Source organism: Nitrosospira sp. Nl5, from assembly GCF_900102495.1.
GTDB lineage: Bacteria > Pseudomonadota > Gammaproteobacteria > Burkholderiales > Nitrosomonadaceae > Nitrosospira.
Genome location: NZ_FMVQ01000008.1, coordinates 42,075 through 59,978, shown reverse-complemented (window position 1 = coordinate 59,978; position 17,904 = coordinate 42,075). Strand labels below are relative to the sequence as shown.

16 protein-coding genes are annotated in these 17,904 nt (G+C 53.4%); 7 read left to right on the top strand and 9 right to left on the bottom strand.

What is annotated here, in order from left to right; translation table 11 throughout:
* Complete coding sequence (gene trpD, locus BLP45_RS09160) at positions 1–1,044, bottom strand: anthranilate phosphoribosyltransferase (RefSeq protein ID WP_090371911.1); 1,044 nt, start codon at positions 1,042–1,044, stop codon at positions 1–3.
* A 41-nt stretch (positions 1,045–1,085) separates the two neighbouring features.
* Positions 1,086–1,649, bottom strand: a complete 564-nt coding sequence (locus BLP45_RS09155; protein ID WP_090371909.1) for an anthranilate synthase component II — start codon at positions 1,647–1,649, stop codon at positions 1,086–1,088.
* Between the two features lie 305 nt (positions 1,650–1,954).
* Between BLP45_RS09155 and BLP45_RS09150 the strand changes: the two genes are divergently transcribed.
* Genes BLP45_RS09150 through BLP45_RS09135 form a run of 4 tightly spaced genes read left to right on the top strand, consistent with a single transcriptional unit; the run spans position 1,955 to position 7,939 of the window.
* A complete protein-coding gene (locus BLP45_RS09150) occupies positions 1,955–2,578 on the top strand; it encodes a LexA family protein (RefSeq protein WP_090371907.1) in 624 nt (207 codons plus the stop codon).
* A gap of 20 nt (positions 2,579–2,598) precedes the next feature.
* Complete coding sequence (imuA, locus tag BLP45_RS09145; RefSeq protein WP_143002427.1) at positions 2,599–3,339, top strand: translesion DNA synthesis-associated protein ImuA; 741 nt, start codon at positions 2,599–2,601, stop codon at positions 3,337–3,339.
* Complete coding sequence (locus BLP45_RS09140) at positions 3,299–4,795, top strand: Y-family DNA polymerase (RefSeq protein WP_090371906.1); 1,497 nt, start codon at positions 3,299–3,301, stop codon at positions 4,793–4,795. Before imuA ends, BLP45_RS09140 begins: the two co-directional genes overlap by 41 nt.
* 3 nt (positions 4,796–4,798) lie before the next feature.
* On the top strand, positions 4,799–7,939 hold the full coding sequence (locus BLP45_RS09135; RefSeq protein ID WP_090371903.1) for an error-prone DNA polymerase: 3,141 nt from the start codon (positions 4,799–4,801) through the stop codon (positions 7,937–7,939).
* A gap of 138 nt (positions 7,940–8,077) precedes the next feature.
* Here BLP45_RS09135 and BLP45_RS09130 read toward each other — a convergent pair whose 3' ends face one another.
* The 7 genes from BLP45_RS09130 to hda all read right to left on the bottom strand — a co-directional run bounded on the left by BLP45_RS09130 (position 8,078) and on the right by hda (position 15,186).
* Positions 8,078–9,649, bottom strand: a complete 1,572-nt coding sequence (locus BLP45_RS09130) for an HNH endonuclease family protein (RefSeq protein WP_090371901.1) — start codon at positions 9,647–9,649, stop codon at positions 8,078–8,080.
* A 114-nt stretch (positions 9,650–9,763) separates the two neighbouring features.
* A complete protein-coding gene (gene ubiD, locus BLP45_RS09125; RefSeq protein WP_090371899.1) occupies positions 9,764–11,227 on the bottom strand; it encodes a 4-hydroxy-3-polyprenylbenzoate decarboxylase in 1,464 nt (487 codons plus the stop codon).
* Positions 11,224–12,105, bottom strand: coding sequence for a 4-hydroxybenzoate octaprenyltransferase (ubiA, locus tag BLP45_RS09120; RefSeq protein ID WP_090371897.1), 882 nt, complete (start codon positions 12,103–12,105; stop codon positions 11,224–11,226). Before ubiA ends, ubiD begins: the two co-directional genes overlap by 4 nt.
* On the bottom strand, positions 12,102–12,647 hold the full coding sequence (locus BLP45_RS09115; RefSeq protein ID WP_090371895.1) for a chorismate--pyruvate lyase family protein: 546 nt from the start codon (positions 12,645–12,647) through the stop codon (positions 12,102–12,104). Before BLP45_RS09115 ends, ubiA begins: the two co-directional genes overlap by 4 nt.
* 104 nt (positions 12,648–12,751) lie before the next feature.
* Positions 12,752–13,729 carry a FecCD family ABC transporter permease gene (locus BLP45_RS09110; protein ID WP_256327765.1) on the bottom strand — a complete coding sequence of 326 codons (978 nt, stop codon included), beginning with the start codon at positions 13,727–13,729 and terminating at the stop codon, positions 12,752–12,754.
* Between the two features lie 114 nt (positions 13,730–13,843).
* A complete protein-coding gene (locus tag BLP45_RS09105) occupies positions 13,844–14,506 on the bottom strand; it encodes a histidinol-phosphatase (protein ID WP_090371893.1) in 663 nt (220 codons plus the stop codon).
* Positions 14,503–15,186: a DnaA regulatory inactivator Hda gene (hda, locus tag BLP45_RS09100; RefSeq protein WP_090371892.1), complete on the bottom strand. Its 684-nt coding sequence runs from the start codon at positions 15,184–15,186 to the stop codon at positions 14,503–14,505. The genes BLP45_RS09105 and hda overlap by 4 nt, the downstream gene beginning before the upstream one ends.
* A gap of 166 nt (positions 15,187–15,352) precedes the next feature.
* Between hda and purM the strand changes: the two genes are divergently transcribed.
* Genes purM through BLP45_RS09085 form a run of 3 tightly spaced genes read left to right on the top strand, consistent with a single transcriptional unit; the run spans position 15,353 to position 17,819 of the window.
* Entirely contained in the window at positions 15,353–16,411 is a 1,059-nt protein-coding gene (purM, locus tag BLP45_RS09095; RefSeq protein ID WP_256327764.1) for a phosphoribosylformylglycinamidine cyclo-ligase, read from the top strand.
* Between the two features lie 35 nt (positions 16,412–16,446).
* A complete protein-coding gene (purN, locus tag BLP45_RS09090; protein ID WP_090372052.1) occupies positions 16,447–17,085 on the top strand; it encodes a phosphoribosylglycinamide formyltransferase in 639 nt (212 codons plus the stop codon).
* Positions 17,082–17,819, top strand: coding sequence for a DUF3108 domain-containing protein (locus BLP45_RS09085; RefSeq protein ID WP_090371890.1), 738 nt, complete (start codon positions 17,082–17,084; stop codon positions 17,817–17,819). The genes purN and BLP45_RS09085 overlap by 4 nt, the downstream gene beginning before the upstream one ends.
* Positions 17,820–17,904: the final 85 nt, after the last annotated feature.

Genomic DNA, 17,904 nt, shown 5'->3' with positions numbered 1-17,904 from the left:
TTAAACCAGGGGAATGCTATCCCGATTTGAGAATTCGGCCAGTTCACGCAACTTTACCCTGGCTGCACCGCTTTCTATCGCCACACGGGCCTTTTCCAGACCCTGCTCCAGTGATTCCGCCACTCCTGCAACATAGATCGCCGCCCCTGCGTTAAGCAGCACGACATCCAGCGCGGGGCTCGGCTGATTATCCAGCACCGACAGCAGCATCTCCCTGGATTGCATGCTGTCTTGCACTTGTATCGTTTCGATCGCAGCCGTCTTCATACCGAAATCCTCCGGTTTAACGGCGTATTCCGACACCTCGCCGTGCCTGAGCTCGCCAATCCAGGTTTCACCCGCAATGGTGATTTCGTCCAGCCCTCCCTGCCCATTCCTGCCATGGACCACCATTACATGATGGCTGCCCAGGCGCTGCAGCACGCGGGCGAGGATGCCGACAAGATCTGGGTGAAATACGCCCAGTACCTGATTCTTCGCTCCAGCGGGATTGGTCAGCGGTCCCAGGATATTGAACAGGGTACGTACGCCGAGATCGCGCCGCACTGGAGCGGCATGTTTCATGGCGCTATGAAAATTGGGCGCGAACATGAAACCGAGGCCGATTTGCCTTATGTTTTCCGCAACTTGCGGGGGCGTCTGGTTAAGGTTGACGCCGAGGGCTTCAAGCACATCGGCGCTTCCCGATTTGCTGGATACGGAGCGGCCTCCATGCTTGGCGACTCGCGCCCCTGCAGCCGCGGCAACAAAAGCGGCGGTAGTGGAAATATTGAAAGTATGCGCGGCATCCCCTCCAGTCCCGCATGTATCCACAAGATGCCGATGATCCGCCACCTCCACGCGAGTGGCAAATTCACGCATCACTTGTGCGGCGGCGGCGATTTCGCCGATAGTTTCCTTTTTTACCCGAAGTCCGGTGACAATAGCGGCGATGAGCGCCGGGGGCATCTCTCCGCTCATGATCTGGCGCATGAGCGAGAGCATTTCGTCGTGAAAGATCTCGCGATGCTCGATGATACGGGCCAACGCTTCCTGCGGCTTAATGATAATTTCCTTTTTGGGTATGTCCGCGCATCAGGCAGGCTTCACTGATTCAGGAAGCTTTCCAGCAACTTGTGTCCGTGCTCGGTCAGAATGGACTCCGGATGAAACTGCACACCTTCGACCGCGAGGGTTTTATGGCGCACACCCATGATTTCGCCATCCTCCGTCCAGGCGGTGATTTCCAGACAATCCGGAAGGCTCTCACGCTCAATGACAAGCGAATGATAACGAATTGCCGTGAATGGATTTGGCAAGCCTCGAAACATGCCCGCGCCTTGATGAAAGATGGGCGAAGTCTTGCCGTGCATGACTTGTTTGGCGTGAACGATCTTGCCGCCGAAAGCCTGCCCTATGCTCTGGTGGCCCAGGCATACGCCCAATATAGGAATGCGGCTATTGTAGCGCTCAATCAACGGTATCGATATACCCGCTTTGCTGGGCGTGCAAGGGCCGGGTGAAATGACGATTCGTCGGGGCTTTAGCTGCGCAATTTCATCCGGAGTAATTTCGTCATTGCGAAACACGACCACTTCCTCACCCAGTTCGCCAAAATATTGCACCAGGTTATAGGTGAAGGAATCGTAATTGTCGATCATCAACAGCATATATGGAATGATTTCGAAGGCCGATTAAACCCGCTTTTCCCGCCATAACCTTATGCTGGAGTTGGCGTGTGTCCAGTGCGGGCAACAGCGGAGAACTCGCTATTATCCCTTCTCAGCATCGGGCGAGCAAGAAAATCAGGGAATATAAGTAACGCAGCGGCGCATTTCCCTTAGCAGGATAGATAAATAATCCGCTGGTTTACGCCAAATGAAACCTGTTTTTTAAGATCGCGCTAACTGGTTTCGCTTGAATTGAGAACAATTGTCCTCTACAATAAGAACAATTGTTCTCAATCCTATTCGCCATGCAACAACTCGACATTTCTTCTTATCTGGGCAAACTCCAGGATTACTACGCCAAGGAAAAAGTCATCCCCTCAATCACTGAATTGTCTGTGCTATGGAACGGGAAGGCGCGTTCCTGGACACACCAGATTGTTCAGCGTTTAAAGGAAGAGGACTTTCTTGAGAATGCACCGGGTAGCCGATTGCGTCCCGGCCCCCGCTTTTTTGAGCGAACAGTTGGGCATATGGTTCGGGCGGGAATGCCTCAGCAGGCCGCCGACGTCCAACCCGAATTGCTGCGCATCGATGATTATCTTATCGAGAATCCCTCTCAAACCATTTTATTTCCCGTTAAAGGCGATTCAATGATCGATGCGGGAATACTTGAGGGCGATATGGTGATTATCGAACGCAGTAACTCACCTTCAATCGGTCAAGTTGTATTGGCAATTGTGGATAATGAATTCACTCTCAAAGTCCTGGCCAGAGATAAAAGAGGTTATTACCTCGAAGCGCGCAACCATGGCCGCAGCAGTGACTATCCGCCCATCCGGCCCGAGCAGGGACTGGAAATCTACGGGCTGTATGTTGGCCTCATCCGAAAAACGCGTACTTCCGGGCATCGCCTCAATTTCAATCGTTGACTGATGAAAAGTCTTTCGCCATGCCAACGCTTGCTTCCTCATCCCTGGCCTCGCTATCGCTTCTACAAATCGAAACGCAATTCAGAGACAGAATATGGCGAGGCGACGCATTAGGGTCTTCGCCTGATCAAATTGTTTCCAGTGGCTTCGATGAACTGGATAAAGCGTTGCCTGGAGGGGGATGGTCTACGCACAGCCTGACGGAATTGTTGTTGCCAGCGGAAGGACTGGGGGAAATAAGATTACTGAGCCAACCACTCAAGCATATCACCCAGGATGGCAGGAATATCCTGCTGGTTGATCCGCCTCATCTTCCTTACATGCATGCATGGGAGAATTTAGATATTGATAGCCGGCGCATTCTGGTGGCCAAGGTTTCCAAATCCGCAGAGCGATTATGGGTGATTGAACAAGGCATCAAGAGTGCCGCTTTTGGCATCATCATCTGCTGGTTGCCCGCAGCAAGCCCGCAAGCGCTGCGCAAACTGCAAATCATCGCGCGGACTGCCGCCAGCCTGATTTTTTTGTTCCGGCCGGCGAGCGCGCAATCTGAACCCTCCGCAGCTCCGCTAAGAATATTGCTCGCTCCAGCGAAGCGGCATACGCTTTCTGTGCGTTTACTGAAGCGCAGGGGCGCCTCGATTGACTTACCCCTTTACATTCCCCTGCCTCAAATAGAGCCCTTCTTTAACCCCATTACCCCCGCACCCGCCTTAGCCAATGTTGTGGATCGCTCTTCATTGCCCGACGTTATCACTTGACTGGATTGAACGCCGGTTTCCCGCCACATTGATTCCCGCAATGGCGGTAACTGTTCGTCAAGGCAATCAGATTTATATCCAGCAAGCCAATCAACCGGCACAGCGGCGGGGAGTAATGGCTCGCCAACCGCTAGCCAGCGCCTTGTCCCTTTTCCCCGACTTGATATTGGTGGAACATGATCCGAATGAAGAAACGAAAGCATTGCAGGAAGCTGCGTATGCCGCGCTACGCTTCACGCCCTATATCGTTATGCAAGGCAGCGGACTGATCGCCGAGGTTTCAGGAAGCCTGAAGTTGTTTGGCGGCCTGAAAAAATTATGTCGATTACTTAATCAGGCAGTGGCTGCGCAGGGCTTGCAGCTCTGTGTAGGGATTGCTCCCACCGCCACGGGGGCATGGCTGCTTGCGCGATCCGCGCCGTTGCGCACCGTCGTCAATGGCGCCGGCGCCAGACTCCGGTTATTGCTCGATTCCTTGCCCGCCGGTTTGCTGGAATCAGCCCAGCCGCATCTTGAAGCCATTCGCGGCATAGGCTGCAAAACATTGGCTGATCTACAGCGACTACCTCGCAGCGGGGTGGCACGCCGGTTTGGCCCGGATTTGCTGATTGAACTGGATCATGCCTACGGCAACTCCCCAGACCCGCAACGGTGGCTCGAGATGCCGGAATATTTTCAGCAAAAGACGGCATTAATGGCGCAAGTTGAAAATGTCGAATTGCTGTCAGTTGCCGTGCAGCGAATGATCGAGCAAATGTGCGGCTGGCTGGCTTTGCGTTATGCGGCAGTCCTGGAGTTCTCATTCGTTTTGCATCACGAATACTCTCCCAGGCAGCCGCACAAATCCACGCCAATAAAGATACGGCTTTCCGAGCAAAGCGACGACCCGCGGCATTTGATGATTTTGCTGCGTGAATGGCTGGGGCGTACGGAAATAGTAGCCCCGGTCTGTGAACTGGAACTGACGGCGGACAAAGTAACAGCAGGACCAGATTCCAATTTAGAGCTATTCCCCACCTCGCAATCAGAAACAACTTCATTAAACCGGTTTATTGAGAAACTTTCTTCCCGCCTGGGACCACAAGCCATCACGCGTTTGAATGTTATTCCTGACCATCGTCCCGAATACAGCCAGAGCTGTCAGCCTCCGGGAATGAATAATCTTTCATGCCGGAAAGCGATTCCACTGGAATCAACTCATCCTTTGACCCGTCCTGCCTGGTTAAGGGAAACACCGCTGGAACTGAGGGTGCAACGCCATCAACCAGTCTATGGTTCACCATTGAAATTGATTGCGGGACCGGAGCGAATCGAAGCGGGCTGGTGGGACGATGCGCCAATCGCACGCGATTATTTTATTGCGGAGAATGCGCTTGGCCAATTGTTATGGATTTACCGCGAGCAGAATCCGGCGGCAAAAAATGCGGGCTGGTACTTGCAGGGGCTTTTTGGATAGATCATGGCCTTGCCTTCACCTCCTCCCTACGCCGAGCTTCATTGCTGCTCCAGCTTCAGTTTCCTGAAGGGAGCTTCCATGCCGGAAGAACTGGTTGAATGCGCGGCAAACTTGGGCTACACCGCATTGGCTATCACGGACGAATGTTCCATGGCAGGTGTCGTGCGGGCGCATTCCGAAGCCAAAAAAACGGGCCTGCATCTTTTGATCGGCAGCCAGTTCGTCCTGGAGGATGGATTACGCCTGGTCTGCCTGGCCATGAATCGAAATGGCTACGGGAATTTATGCGAACTCATCACGCTGGCAAGGCAACGCGCGGAGAAAGGGACTTATCGTATATGCCGCGCGGATTTCGAGGCCTGTACCGATGCCCCGCATTTATCCCTGCTGCCGGATTGCCTGGTCTTGTTGATCCCTTCCTCTACTCAGGCAGGCAGTTGTTTGGCAGATGACATGCGCTGGGCACTATCGCTGTTTCCGGGACGCTGCTGGACTGCGGTCGAGCTATTGCTGCATGCCAGCGAGGATTTGTTGCTTGCGCGAATACGCCAGGCTGCGGATATCACCGGAATGCCGCTTGTGGCCGCGGGCGACGTGAATATGCATGAACGTACCCGTAAACCCCTGCAAGATACGATGACCGCCATTCGCATCGGCAAGGCGCTTTGCGAATGCGGCCATGCATTGCAGCCCAATGCGGAGCAGCATCTACGTACCAGGTTGCAGTTGGCGCAAATTTATCCACCGAAACTCTTGCAGGAAACGGTTTCAGTTGCAACGCGTTGTACTTTTTCGCTTGATGAGCTGCGCTATGAATATCCTGAAGAATTGACAGGGACGGATGCCAGAACCAATGAAACGTATGGGGATTACCTGCGGCGGATGGTCGAGGAGGGGATGGCATGGCGCTTTCCCAACGAGATCTCGGTCAAGGTCAGGGATCAGATCGAGCGTGAGTTACAACTGATTGCCGAGCTTGCGTATGAGCCCTATTTTTTAACGGTGTTCGACATTGTAAGGTTTGCCCGATCGAAGGATATTCTTTGCCAGGGGCGTGGCTCGGCAGCCAATTCCGCGGTCTGCTATTGCCTCGGCATTACTGAGATCGACCCGGAGCACAGCAATTTGTTGTTCGAGCGTTTTATCTCCAGGGAACGGAACGAGCCACCCGATATCGATGTCGATTTCGAGCACCAGCGCCGGGAAGAAGTTATCCAGTATATCTACCGGAAATACGGCCAGGACCGCGCCGCCATCGCCGCGACGGTCATCACCTATCGTACTCGTTCGGCAATTCAGGATATCGGCAAGGCGTTGGGGCTCGATATTGAGCGCACGAAACGCCTATCCGGTTCCTTGGCCTGGTGGGATAAAGCCTCCGATATCCGCAGTCGCCTGACCGAGAACGGCTTCGATCCCGACAGCCCTGTTATTCACAAGCTGATTCAATTGATTCCAGTCTTATATGGGTTTCCGCGTCATTTGTCCCAGCATGTCGGCGGCTTCGTCATCTCGCGCGAGAAGCTGTCCCGCATCGTACCCATCGAAAACGCCGCCATGCCGGACCGCCGCATCATCCAGTGGGACAAGGATGATCTGGCAGCCATTGGGCTGATGAAAATCGATGTGCTCGCGCTGGGCATGCTATCGGCGATCCGCCGCACGCTCGATCTGGTTTCCGCCCGGCGTGGAGTGCCATTGCGGATGCAGGATATTCCGAGAGAAGATACAGCAACTTACGACATGATCTGCAAAGCCGACACCATCGGTGTCTTCCAGATCGAATCCCGCGCGCAGATGTCAATGCTGCCACGCTTAAGGCCCCGGACCTTCTACGATCTGGTAGTAGAAGTTGCCATCGTACGCCCGGGGCCGATTCAGGGCGACATGGTGCATCCTTATCTGCGCCGCAGACAAGGGCTGGAGCCCGTGGACTACTCAGGCGAGGAAGTCAGAACCGCCTTGGAGCGCACGCTCGGCGTACCGATCTTCCAGGAACAAGTGATGCAATTGGCAATACTTGCCGCTGGCTTCAGCCCAGGTGAAGCGGATCAGTTGCGGCGCTCCATGGCCGCCTGGAAAAGAAAGGGTGGCTTCGGCTCCTTCCACATGCGTTTAATCGACGGCATGGTCAGCCGTGGTTACAAGCATGAATTTGCCGAGCGCATCTTCCGGCAGATCGAGGGTTTTGGCGAATATGGATTTCCAGAGTCTCATGCTGCCAGCTTTGCGCTGCTGGTTTACGTATCATCCTGGCTTAAATGCCACGAGCCCGCCGCATTCCTGTGCGCGATGCTCAACAGCTTGCCGATGGGTTTTTATGGCGCTTCACAGCTGATTCAAGACGCGAAGCGCCATGGTGTTCAGGTCAGCCCGGTGGACGTGACTGTCAGCGAGCATGATTGCACGCTTGAAGAACAGATGAATGGGACTTTTCAACCCTCTGTCCGGCTGGGCCTGAACAGGGTGAAAGGAATCGGCCTGAAAGCCGCCAAGCGTATCGTTAAGGCGAGGGAAATGGCTGCTTTTGAAAGTCCAGCCGATCTGGCAAAGCGCGCATCAATCAACACTTCTGAAATACGCGCTCTCGCTAGCGCCGATGCATTGCGCACCTTATCAGGCCACCGGCGGGAAGCCTTATGGGCGGCCGCGTCCCATATTAAGCAATCGGACTTGATGCGAGACGCTCCGGTAAGGGAGACATTGCCGGATATTGCCTCTGCGTCCGAAGCAGAGGAAATTAGCGCCGATTACGCCAGCATGGAACTCACCCTGCGGCGGCATCCCCTTGCCCTGCTGCGGCCAAAACTGGCCAGGATGAATTTGCATTCGGCAATAGAGCTGGATAACTATCCAAGCGGACGATTGGTACGGACAACCGGCATTGTGACCTGCCGGCAGCGCCCTGGAACTGCAAGTGGCGTCGTGTTCGTGACGCTGGAAGATGAGACCGGGATAATAAACGTTGTGATGTGGAACCAGCTTGTCCTGAAACAGCGCCGCGAGCTAGTGAACTCAAAGCTTTTAACGGTTTATGGCGTATGGCAATGCGAAAGTGAAGTCAAACATGTGATTGCCAAGCGCCTGGTGGACCATAGTCATTTGCTGGGCAATCTCAGGGTTGAGAGCCGGGATTTTCATTAAGTAGAAAACTGATAGCGGGTTTGGAATTATGCTCCTACAATATTCACAGAGGATGCGAGCATCCTCTTTCTGCTCGGCCCCGTACACACGCTATCATCGTCTTAATCTAAACTTCTTATCTAACCCCGCCCACCCAATTTAATTTTTATATGTGCTGTTGCAATAAGGATGAGCAAGTTGTGCATTTTCCGCACCTCCTCTCCCACCATCTCTTTTTCTAGCGATATGATCAACAGTGGTTGAATTCGTATGAAGATAACCATCACAAATTGAACATTTCACTGCACCAGCTAGGGCCTGAGCAAGAAAGGTTTTAGACTTAACTGCTCGCGTGAACTCTTGTTGCGAAGCCTCATGTTGCGGGCTACCAGTACCCAATTTCAAATAGGAAAAGGTTTGAGTTGCAATTACGGATTCTAGAGCTTTATCTATTCCTTTTGTTTTTAGCTCATTTATTATCATCAATAAAAAATCTTTTATATATTCATGACTGGCAAACGCACCGCGATGCTTTCTAACAATCTGTTGTATTAGCTCATCATTTGATAAAAGAAAGGATTCGAGTTTACTTCGGATCTCGATAAACGTGTTCCACAAATTTTTCTTTCCAATTTCAAGCATCAGAGATGAAATTGCGTAAAACGTAGCCACCTTATGACCTCCATCTCTGGAGTAAAAATAAATCGCAGGGTGTAATCCCAGAGAACCCGGATGGACACTATTGATGCGTTTCGCAATTTCGATACATTGCTTCAATAGCATTAGCGTTCTTTTACTATCATCAATATCGTCCCGAATTTCGTCACTAACCGATTCTTTTTCAATTTTTATACCGTTTACAATATATATAAAATCTAAAACAAGTGCCAATGCATTGGCAGAATTAACTTTTCCTCCGATCGGAATGTCTAAAGTTTTTATTGGCGTCTTAAGTTTTGGCACAAATAAAAGTTCGTGTATTTCTTTTGAGGCCTCTAAAACCTTTAGCCGAGCGTCCTCAGGAAAGGCCGACCAGTATTTATGCCCTTGTCCTGCTCTAAATATCGCGCGCGCCGCAATTCCCTGAGGAGTTTTTCTTGCTCGTAAAATTCGAAGCTCCGTTTGATTAATCGGCGATGCTTGTTGATTAATCGTAAAGAATGATTCCTCAGCCTTTCTCGCATCCCCGTTAACCCATTGAAGCTGTACAGATAACGCCCCCAACTGCTTTGCCCGCGATACTATTTCTGCTTTTACTTTTTCGGGATTAGTATTTGCCAATTGATAGTCGGAAAATAAGCCTATTTTACTATTTACTAACTTGCGTGTCTTATTTGCGATTTCTTGCTGCTCATCAGGTATACGCGCATCGAAAAAATCCTTTGAAATCTTGCCATCACCATAATCGTCATTGATCCAAGCCGCCAATGCGCTAAGTCTATGTGAGCCATCGATAACAAACGTTAAACTTGCACCATTCTTCCATAAAATAATTGCAGGGATTAAATCGTTATTCAGAAAACTGAGTATTAAATTGCTTAGTTTTTGAGCATCCCATTCACTAGTCTCTCTTTGAAAATCAGGTTTTCTTAAATAAGAATAAAAAAACTCCCCCTTCTTTAGATCGTTTATGGAAATTGTATGTTTCTGTATACCGGCGGTAACAGTTGGTTCCCCCATTTCAAAGTCATCGCGCGGTATAAGTGCATCGAGGTTTACCTTATGAGCCATAGAATGACCTTGTCGAGTGGTATTAAATTAGACATACAATAAATTCTGAAGAAATTGGTTAATCTATTCTTTATGCCGGTCACCCGTCGTCGTTACTCGAATAAAGAATTCACTTCACAGTCCTAGACCCTTCCAAATCTCGTCCACCCGCGCTTTCACCGCCGCATCCATCACAATCGGCGTACCCCATTCCCGATTAGTCTCTCCCGGCCACTTATTGGTAGCATCCAGCCCCATTTTCCCGCCCAAGCCGGAGACCGGGCTTGCGAAATCGAGATAGTCGATTGGCGTATTTTCCACGATGAGAGTGTCACGTGCGGGATCGACGCGCGTGGTAATGGCCCAGATGACTTCCTTCCAGTCGCGGATGTTTACGTCGTCGTCGGTCACGATGATGAACTTGGTATACATGAATTGACGCAGGAAGCTCCATACGCCGAACATGACGCGCTTGGCATGGCCCGCGTACTGCTTTTTCATGCTTACCACTGCCATGCGATAGGAACAGCCTTCCGGCGGAAGGTAAAAATCGATAATTTCGGAAAACTGCTTTTGCAGCAAGGGGACGAATACTTCATTCAGCGCCACGCCAAGGATTGCCGGTTCGTCGGGCGGCTTGCCAGTGTAGGTGGAATGATAGATCGGGTTGCGCCGCATGGTGATGCGCTCCACCGTAAATACCGGGAAAGTCTCCTGCTCGTTGTAATAGCCGGTGTGATCGCCGAAAGGGCCTTCAAGCGCGGTTTCGCCGGGATGAATATAGCCTTCCAGGACGATTTCGGCACTGCCCGGAACCTGCAAATCATGGCTCAGGCATTTGACGATTTCGGTTTTTGCGCCGCGCAGCAATCCGGCGAACTGGTATTCGCTCAAGCTGTCCGGCACCGGCGTCACCGCGCCGAGTATCGTCGCCGGGTCCGCCCCCAACGCAACCGCCAGGGGGTAAGGCTGCCCCGGATTAGCCAGGCAGAAATCGCGAAAATCGAGCGCTCCGCCGCGGTGGGCCAGCCAGCGCATGATCAGTTTATTGGGTCCGATCACCTGTTGCCGGTAAATGCCCAGATTCTGTCGCGTTTTGTGCGGACCGCGAGTGACGGTCAATCCCCAGGTGATCAATGGCCCTGCATCCTCCGGCCAGCAGGTCTGGATCGGGAGCCTGCCGAGGTCCACGTCGTTTCCTTCCCATACAACCTCCTGGCACGGCGCACTCGAAAGTACCTTGGGCGCCATGTTGAGCACCTGCTTCAGCACCGGCAATTTTTCCCAGGCATCTCTCAGCCCTTTGGGGGGATCGGGTTCTTTCAGATAAGCGAGAAGTTTTCCTACTTCCCGTAGTGCCTCGACCGACTCCTGCCCCATGCCCATCGCCACGCGTCGCGGGGTACCGAACAAATTCCCCAGTACGGGGATGGTATGGCCCTTCGGTTTTTCAAACAGAACAGCCGGACCGCCAGCTTTCAGCACCCGATCGCAGATTTCGGTCATTTCCAGATGAGGATCGATCTCGGCCGTGATGCGTTTCAGCTCGCCCTGATTTTCCAACTGGGCAATAAAATCGCGCAGGTCTCTATATTTCATTGGAAATTGCCTATCAGATAATCCAATGCAATTCCGGCAAACACCGCTGCGCCTACCCAATTATTATGCAAAAAAGCCTTGAAGCAGCGTCCTCGGTCACGATCGTGAATGAGGCGGTATTGATAAACCATCAGCCCCAGCGCAACCGCCAGGCCCGCATAATACATAATGCCCAGTTTCTGGATTAGCCCCACCATTATCATAGTGCCCAGAAAAAAGACATGGCATAGCATCACGCCCATGACATCGAAACGGCCGAAAGTAATGGCGGAAGTCTTGATGCCGATCTTGAGGTCGTCAACCTTGTCCACCATCGCATACTCGGTATCGTATGCAATGACCCACAGCAGATTCGCCGCCATCAGTATCCACGCAATGAACGGCACCTCACCGGTCTGCGCGGCAAAGGCCATTGGAATACCAAAGCTGAAAGCAATGCCGAGATAGGCCTGCGGCATGGCGAAGAAGCGCTTGGTGAACGGATAGCTCGCCGCAAGGAATAGTGCAAGCACCGACAGCTCCAGCGTCAGGCGGTTAAGCGGCAGTATCAGCAGGAACGCACAGAGGCTCAATCCGGCTGCCAGCAACAGCGCTTCCCTGGAACTCAGCTTGCCGGTGGCCAACGGGCGATTTTTGGTGCGCTCGACGTGTGGATCGATATTGCGATCGGCATAGTCATTGACGACGCAGCCTGCGGAACGCATCAGCACCGTGCCCAGCACGAATATCAGCAGAATATTCACGCTGGGCACACCCTCCGCCGCAAGCCATAGGCCCCATAGTGTCGGCCACAGCAGCAGCAGGATGCCGATTGGCTTGTCAAGACGCATCAGCTTTTCGTAATGGCCGAGGCGCTGCCCCAAGTGTGTCAGCGTCACGATGTCAACTCCAGGATGGAAGGCAGGAATATTTCGGTGACCAGTATCGATTGCCCCCGCAAGCTGAACAGGGAACGACGTGCCCACAAGCCAGGTGGTTTTTCCGGCAAATTCTGACAGGCGCGGCGGAAAAGCGGGTGCGCTGAATTCAGCTTCTTGAATCGAAGCGGGGTACGCTTGATCACGGGATTCGTAAACAATACGGTGCCCAGCGACCTGCTGCCCAGGCCGCCCAAGCCGCGCCATGCACCCCGGAGATCCTTCGCTGCCACCACGGAATGCGCAAATACCACTGGCGTATTGCCGCAATACAAATACACTTCCCGTACCATCGCAAGTTCGTCTCGGCGCAAGTTCATCACGGCAAGTTCATCCTGGCATGCCTTTGACAGTGACTGGAACACCGGATTAACGCGGAAATCGCCGCAGCAGCGCCGCTGAATGAGCTGAGTCAGAGAGCCACGGTTCTGCAACCAGCCGCGAGCGCGCGGCGACAAGGAAGACGGCGCGGGAAACCAGGCGGATAATTCGGCAGCGTTCATTGCGGCAAAACCGAAAAGGGTGAATTATGCCGCATAAACAAGCGTGGCTGAACCTATTATCTCCTGAGGGCAATCTCTCCCGCTAACCACACCGGATATTGCGATCAGCGTTTTTTCGATAGCAGCAGCAACAGCATCGGCACACCCAGCAAGGCGGTCAGTACCCCGACAGGCAATTGCTGGGGCGCCCACAAGGTACGCGCCAGGGTATCCGCCAATGTAAGAAAGCCGCCGCCCAACAGCACCGACAAGGGCAGCAGCCAACGAACGTCGCTGACTCCCAGCAGGCGAACTGCGTGGGGAACAATCAGCCCGACGAAACCGATGGCGCCCGCCAGCATTAGCGCCGCGACTGTTGCCAGCGACGCGCCAAAGTAAATCCCGACCTGCAATGGCAGGACTGCCACGCCAAGCGTTCTTGCCTTCATTTGACCCAGGCTTAGAACATTGAGGCTACCGGAAAAAAGCATGCTCAATGCCGCGACAACAATCAGCGTTGTCCACGCAGGCCACAACTCTTCGGCGCGGGAAACGTCGCCCATCAACCAGAACAGCATGCCTTTTACATCGCTGGCCGGTGCCAGGGTCAGGATTAAGGTGGTCAGTGCGGTACAGCCGGCTGACAACACTACGCCTGTCAGGAGCAGCCGGTAGAGATTCCAGTCGCCTGCGCGAAAACTCAACCCGAATACGATGGCGATCGCTGCCAATGCGCCCGCCAGCGATGTCAGATTGGTCAATAAGAGGCCCCACCCCAGCAGCATTGCAACGAGCGCACCAACCGCCGCCCCGCCGGAGACCCCCAGGATATAGGGATCGGCCAGCGGATTGCGCAATAAAATCTGCAATAGCGCCCCCGCCAGGGCCAACAGACCACCGCAGGCAAATGCAGCCAATACGCGCGGGATGCGAAGCTGCCAGACAATCTGATGAGGGATGCTATCGGCTGGCGACAACAACGCGTGGGCAACGCCGGAAAAAGGAATATCCACGCTGCCGAACAGCAATCCGGCAAACAGGCTGCCAAATGCGAACGTCAAAAACACAATCAGCAACAGCGAGGGATGCTTGGCGGAAATCACGCCGGAACGCGAACAATCAACATCTCTGGCCGCAAATTACTAGAGGAAAACATACTGGTCGCCTGGGCAGCTGTTGCCAACCTCATCAACCCATAACAGAACCTTCCCCCAGCGTTACCGCAGGCTGATGATGGGCCAGGCATTTTTTTCCGCATAACCCTTGAGTGTCGCATCGGGATCTACCGCGACGGGGTGGGTGACTTTTTTGAGCAGCGGCAGATCATTCAGCGAATCGCTATAAAACCAGCTTTCCAGAAACGACAGCCAAGTCAGGTTGTGCTCATCCATCCAGTTTTCCAGCCGGGTTATCTTGCCTTCTCTGAAACAGGGCACCCCCAAAACCTGGCCGGTAAATTCACCATCCTTATGTTCCGGCTCGGTGGCGATCAGGTTGCTGATGCCCAATGCACGCGCGATCGGTGCGGTAACAAAGCGATTCGTGGCAGTGATGATGATGCACAGATCATCTCCCAGCAAATGTCGGTTGATTAATTCCCGCGCGCCTGGCGCTATCCGCGGCAGAATTCTCTTTTCCATGAATTCACTGTGCCATGCATCAAGCTGGCTGCGGGGATGGCGTGACAGCGGCTTCAATTGAAAATCCAGAAACTCGTGTATGTCGAGCGTGCCGGCTTTGTATTGCTCATAGAACTCCACATTGCGTGCCTCATACACCTCCCGGTCGAGCACGCGCTGCTCGATGAGGAATTGCGCCCACTCGAAATCGCTATCACCGGCCAGAAGGGTATTATCGAGGTCGAACAGGGCCAGCTTCATGACGTTATCTGCAGCAATTCGCGCACTAACGGGACCGTGACCTTACGCTGGTTTGCCAGCGAGTAGCTGTCGAGTGCGTCGAGTGTCGCCATCAGGGACGGCAGGTCGCGGCGCCCATGCCGAAGCAGATAGCCGCATACCTCCTGCGGCAGATCGAGGCCGCGATTGGCGGCGTGGCTTTTCATGGCTTTTATTTTTTCCTCGTCGGTCAATTCATGCACCTGGTATACCAGCCCCCATCCCAGGCGGGTGACCAGGTCTTCACGTACTTTCAACTTCAATTGCGCCGGTGCGGCGGGACCGCTTACCAGGAGGAGCGCGTGGCCTTCGTCGCGAATACGGTTATAGAGGTTAAACAAGCCAATTTGCGCCTCAGCGTTGAGACGGTCAACATCATCCACCGCTACGCAATCGGCTTCGCCGTTCGCAACAAAATCGGTATTCGCGTCACACGCGATATACGCGGCGCGCATTTTGTTGCGCATGCATAACCCCGCCACCCCTTGCAGCAAGTGACTTCTGCCGCATCCTGTCCTGCCCCACAGGTAAACAAAATGCTCTCGTTCCGCTCCCGCAAGAATGTTATCCAAGGTTTGCAACAGTTCAGCGTTGCGTCCCGGCACGAAATTGGTCAGTGCAGGCGGCGGCGACGGGACAATATCCAGCACGAGCTGCTTCATTGCGAGCGACTGCTGCCCGTGTATGGCGTACGCATTTGATGCAGCCAGACGCGCCGCAGGCGCTCTGGCGAATGGCGCAGATCAAAGGAGTGTTCGTGAGCCATTTACGGTAAAATCGCGATTCTTGAAAGTTGGCATGCTATCTGCAACAGAGCGAGAACTCAACTTGACGTCATCCAAACCCGAGAATCCGAGCGCTACTCAACTCTCCTACCGCGATGCAGGCGTGGACATTGATGCCGGCGACCGTTTGGTGGAAAACATCAAACCCTATGCGAAGTGTACCATGCGTCCGGAAGTGCTCGCAGGCATAGGCGGCTTTGGAGCACTGTTCGAAATCTCCCGGAACTACCGCAACCCGGTGCTGGTATCAGGTACCGATGGCGTGGGTACCAAGTTGAAACTCGCATTCCAGCTGGCCAAACACGACACCGTGGGCATAGATCTGGTGGCGATGAGCGTCAACGATATTCTGGTGCAAGGGGCGGAACCGTTGTTCTTCCTTGACTATTTCGCCTGCGGCAAGCTGGATGTGGGTATCGCCACGCGCGTCGTCAAGGGTATCGCAGCAGGTTGTGAACAGGCGGGATGTGCCTTGATTGGCGGCGAAACGGCTGAAATGCCTGGCATGTACCCGGAGGGCGAATACGACCTCGCGGGTTTTGCCGTGGGCGTGGTGGAGAAAGACCAGCTTATCACCGGTTTAACCATCCGGGAAGGCGATACGGTAATTGGACTTGCTTCCAGTGGCGCCCATTCCAACGGTTACTCGCTAATCCGCAAGATCATCGAAAAGAATAATACGGACTTGTCAGCCGATTTCAACGGTGAAACGTTGATGGACGTAATCATGGCGCCGACCCGTGTTTACGTAAAACCGGTGCTCGAACTGATGAAGCATGTGCCGGTCAAAGGAATGGCTCACATTACCGGCGGGGGACTGGTGGAAAATATCCCCCGCGTCTTGCCGGAAGGTGTTGCCGCGGTACTGCAGAAAGGGAAGTGGGATATGCCTCCGCTTTTTGGCTGGCTGCAGCAACAAGGCAATGTAAGCGATAGCGAAATGCATCGCGTATTCAATTGCGGCATCGGCATGGCATTGATCACAGCACCGGAACACGCTGAACCCGCGATAAAATTATTGAAATCCACAGGTGAAACTGCGTGGCGCATTGGCATAATACGACCACGCCACGCGAATGAAGCGCAAACGATCATTGAGTAATTGGCAGGGTGATGGATGTCCGCTCTGCTGACATGATGAAATCTCTGGTTATCCTCATCTCCGGGCGCGGGAGCAACATGCAAGCGCTGATTGAGGCAAAACTTCCGGTCAGGATAGCGGCGGTGATCAGTAACAGGCCAGATGCGGCGGGACTGGAAATCGCAGCAGCGCAGGGGTTTGCAACGAAAGTCGTGGATCAACGCGCTTACTCGGGCCGCGAGGCATTTGATGCCGCCTTGGCGGAAACAATCGACGCTTACGAGCCGGACTTGGTAGCACTGGCTGGTTTTATGCGCATTCTGGGGGATGGCTTTGTTAACCGTTATCGTGGAAAGCTAATGAATGTTCATCCTTCGCTATTGCCCGCTTTTCCGGGGCTCGACACGCATAGCCGGGCACTGCGGGAAGGTGTGAAAATACATGGTTGCACGGTGCATTTTGTTAATGCGCGGGTGGACCATGGCCCGATTATTATTCAATCCGCGATCCAGGTCTTGCCAGGCGATACCGAGGAAACCCTTGCCGGCCGGGTGTTGCAACAGGAACACCGCATTTACCCCGAAGCCGTGCGATGGTTCATGGAAGGCAGGCTGAAACTCTTCGATAACCGTGTTGAAGTGAGTGATGCCATAGCCAATGATGCAGTTTTATATTCACCGGGACTATACAAATGAAATTTTTATTCGTTGCTTTATTTTGGGGGCTGAGCGTTCCCGCCTTCACCGCCGATATTCCTGCTCGCGTCGATATCAGCTATTCGATCACATCCGGCGCGTTGGAAGGTGAGGTGAACGATACGCTGGAAATCAGGCGGGAAAGCGGTGCGCGCAGCTACGCCATTAGCAGCGAAGCGCGCGCCAAAGGCATGCTAGCGCTGACCCAACCGCACCCGGTGGTGCGTGATAGCGAGGGAATCATTACTGCGGAGGGAACACTACGTCCTACCCGCTTTTCCGATCAGCACGGCAAGAAATTACCCAAAGTAGCCATTTTTGATTGGGGCAAGAAGTTACTGATCCTTCAGCACAAACGCGGGGAAGAGCAAAAAACCTTACCTGCCAACGCTCAGGATAAGCTGAGCCTGTTATATAGCTTCATATTATCCCCTATCTCTGACCAAGTCTTAAATCTGCATGTAACAGATGGAAAACAGCTCGAGCCCGTTCGCTACACCGTTGGCAAGGAAACACTGGATACCCCGATGGGCAAGCTCGAAACTGTCGTCCTGACAAAGCAGACGGAAACGGATGGGGAGCGCGACAGAAAAATCTGGCTGGCCGTGGATCACCATATGCTCCCGGTACGCATCGTTGCGACCGAGAAAATGGGTATTGTGACAGATCAGATGGTAACGAAAATAAGCTACGGAGAACCAGCAAACAGCTTAAAACAGGGACGCCTGCAATAATCTAAACCAAGAATAGCAAGAGTGATCGTCCTCCCGCGGCTTGGGATGTGCAGTGTGCCGCCACACCTCCTTGCCCTACTTCCAT

Coding starts and splice junctions, on each gene's coding strand:
- BLP45_RS09155 (WP_090371909.1), bottom strand. CDS start 1,649: ATGCTGTTGATGATCGACAATTACGATTCCTTCACCTATAACCTGGTG.
- BLP45_RS09150 (WP_090371907.1), top strand. CDS start 1,955: ATGCAACAACTCGACATTTCTTCTTATCTGGGCAAACTCCAGGATTAC.
- imuA (WP_143002427.1), top strand. CDS start 2,599: ATGCCAACGCTTGCTTCCTCATCCCTGGCCTCGCTATCGCTTCTACAA.
- BLP45_RS09140 (WP_090371906.1), top strand. CDS start 3,299: ATGTTGTGGATCGCTCTTCATTGCCCGACGTTATCACTTGACTGGATT.
- BLP45_RS09135 (WP_090371903.1), top strand. CDS start 4,799: ATGGCCTTGCCTTCACCTCCTCCCTACGCCGAGCTTCATTGCTGCTCC.
- BLP45_RS09130 (WP_090371901.1), bottom strand. CDS start 9,649: ATGGCTCATAAGGTAAACCTCGATGCACTTATACCGCGCGATGACTTT.
- ubiD (WP_090371899.1), bottom strand. CDS start 11,227: ATGAAATATAGAGACCTGCGCGATTTTATTGCCCAGTTGGAAAATCAG.
- BLP45_RS09115 (WP_090371895.1), bottom strand. CDS start 12,647: ATGAACGCTGCCGAATTATCCGCCTGGTTTCCCGCGCCGTCTTCCTTG.
- BLP45_RS09105 (WP_090371893.1), bottom strand. CDS start 14,506: ATGAAGCTGGCCCTGTTCGACCTCGATAATACCCTTCTGGCCGGTGAT.
- hda (WP_090371892.1), bottom strand. CDS start 15,186: ATGAAGCAGCTCGTGCTGGATATTGTCCCGTCGCCGCCGCCTGCACTG.
- purN (WP_090372052.1), top strand. CDS start 16,447: ATGAAATCTCTGGTTATCCTCATCTCCGGGCGCGGGAGCAACATGCAA.
- BLP45_RS09085 (WP_090371890.1), top strand. CDS start 17,082: ATGAAATTTTTATTCGTTGCTTTATTTTGGGGGCTGAGCGTTCCCGCC.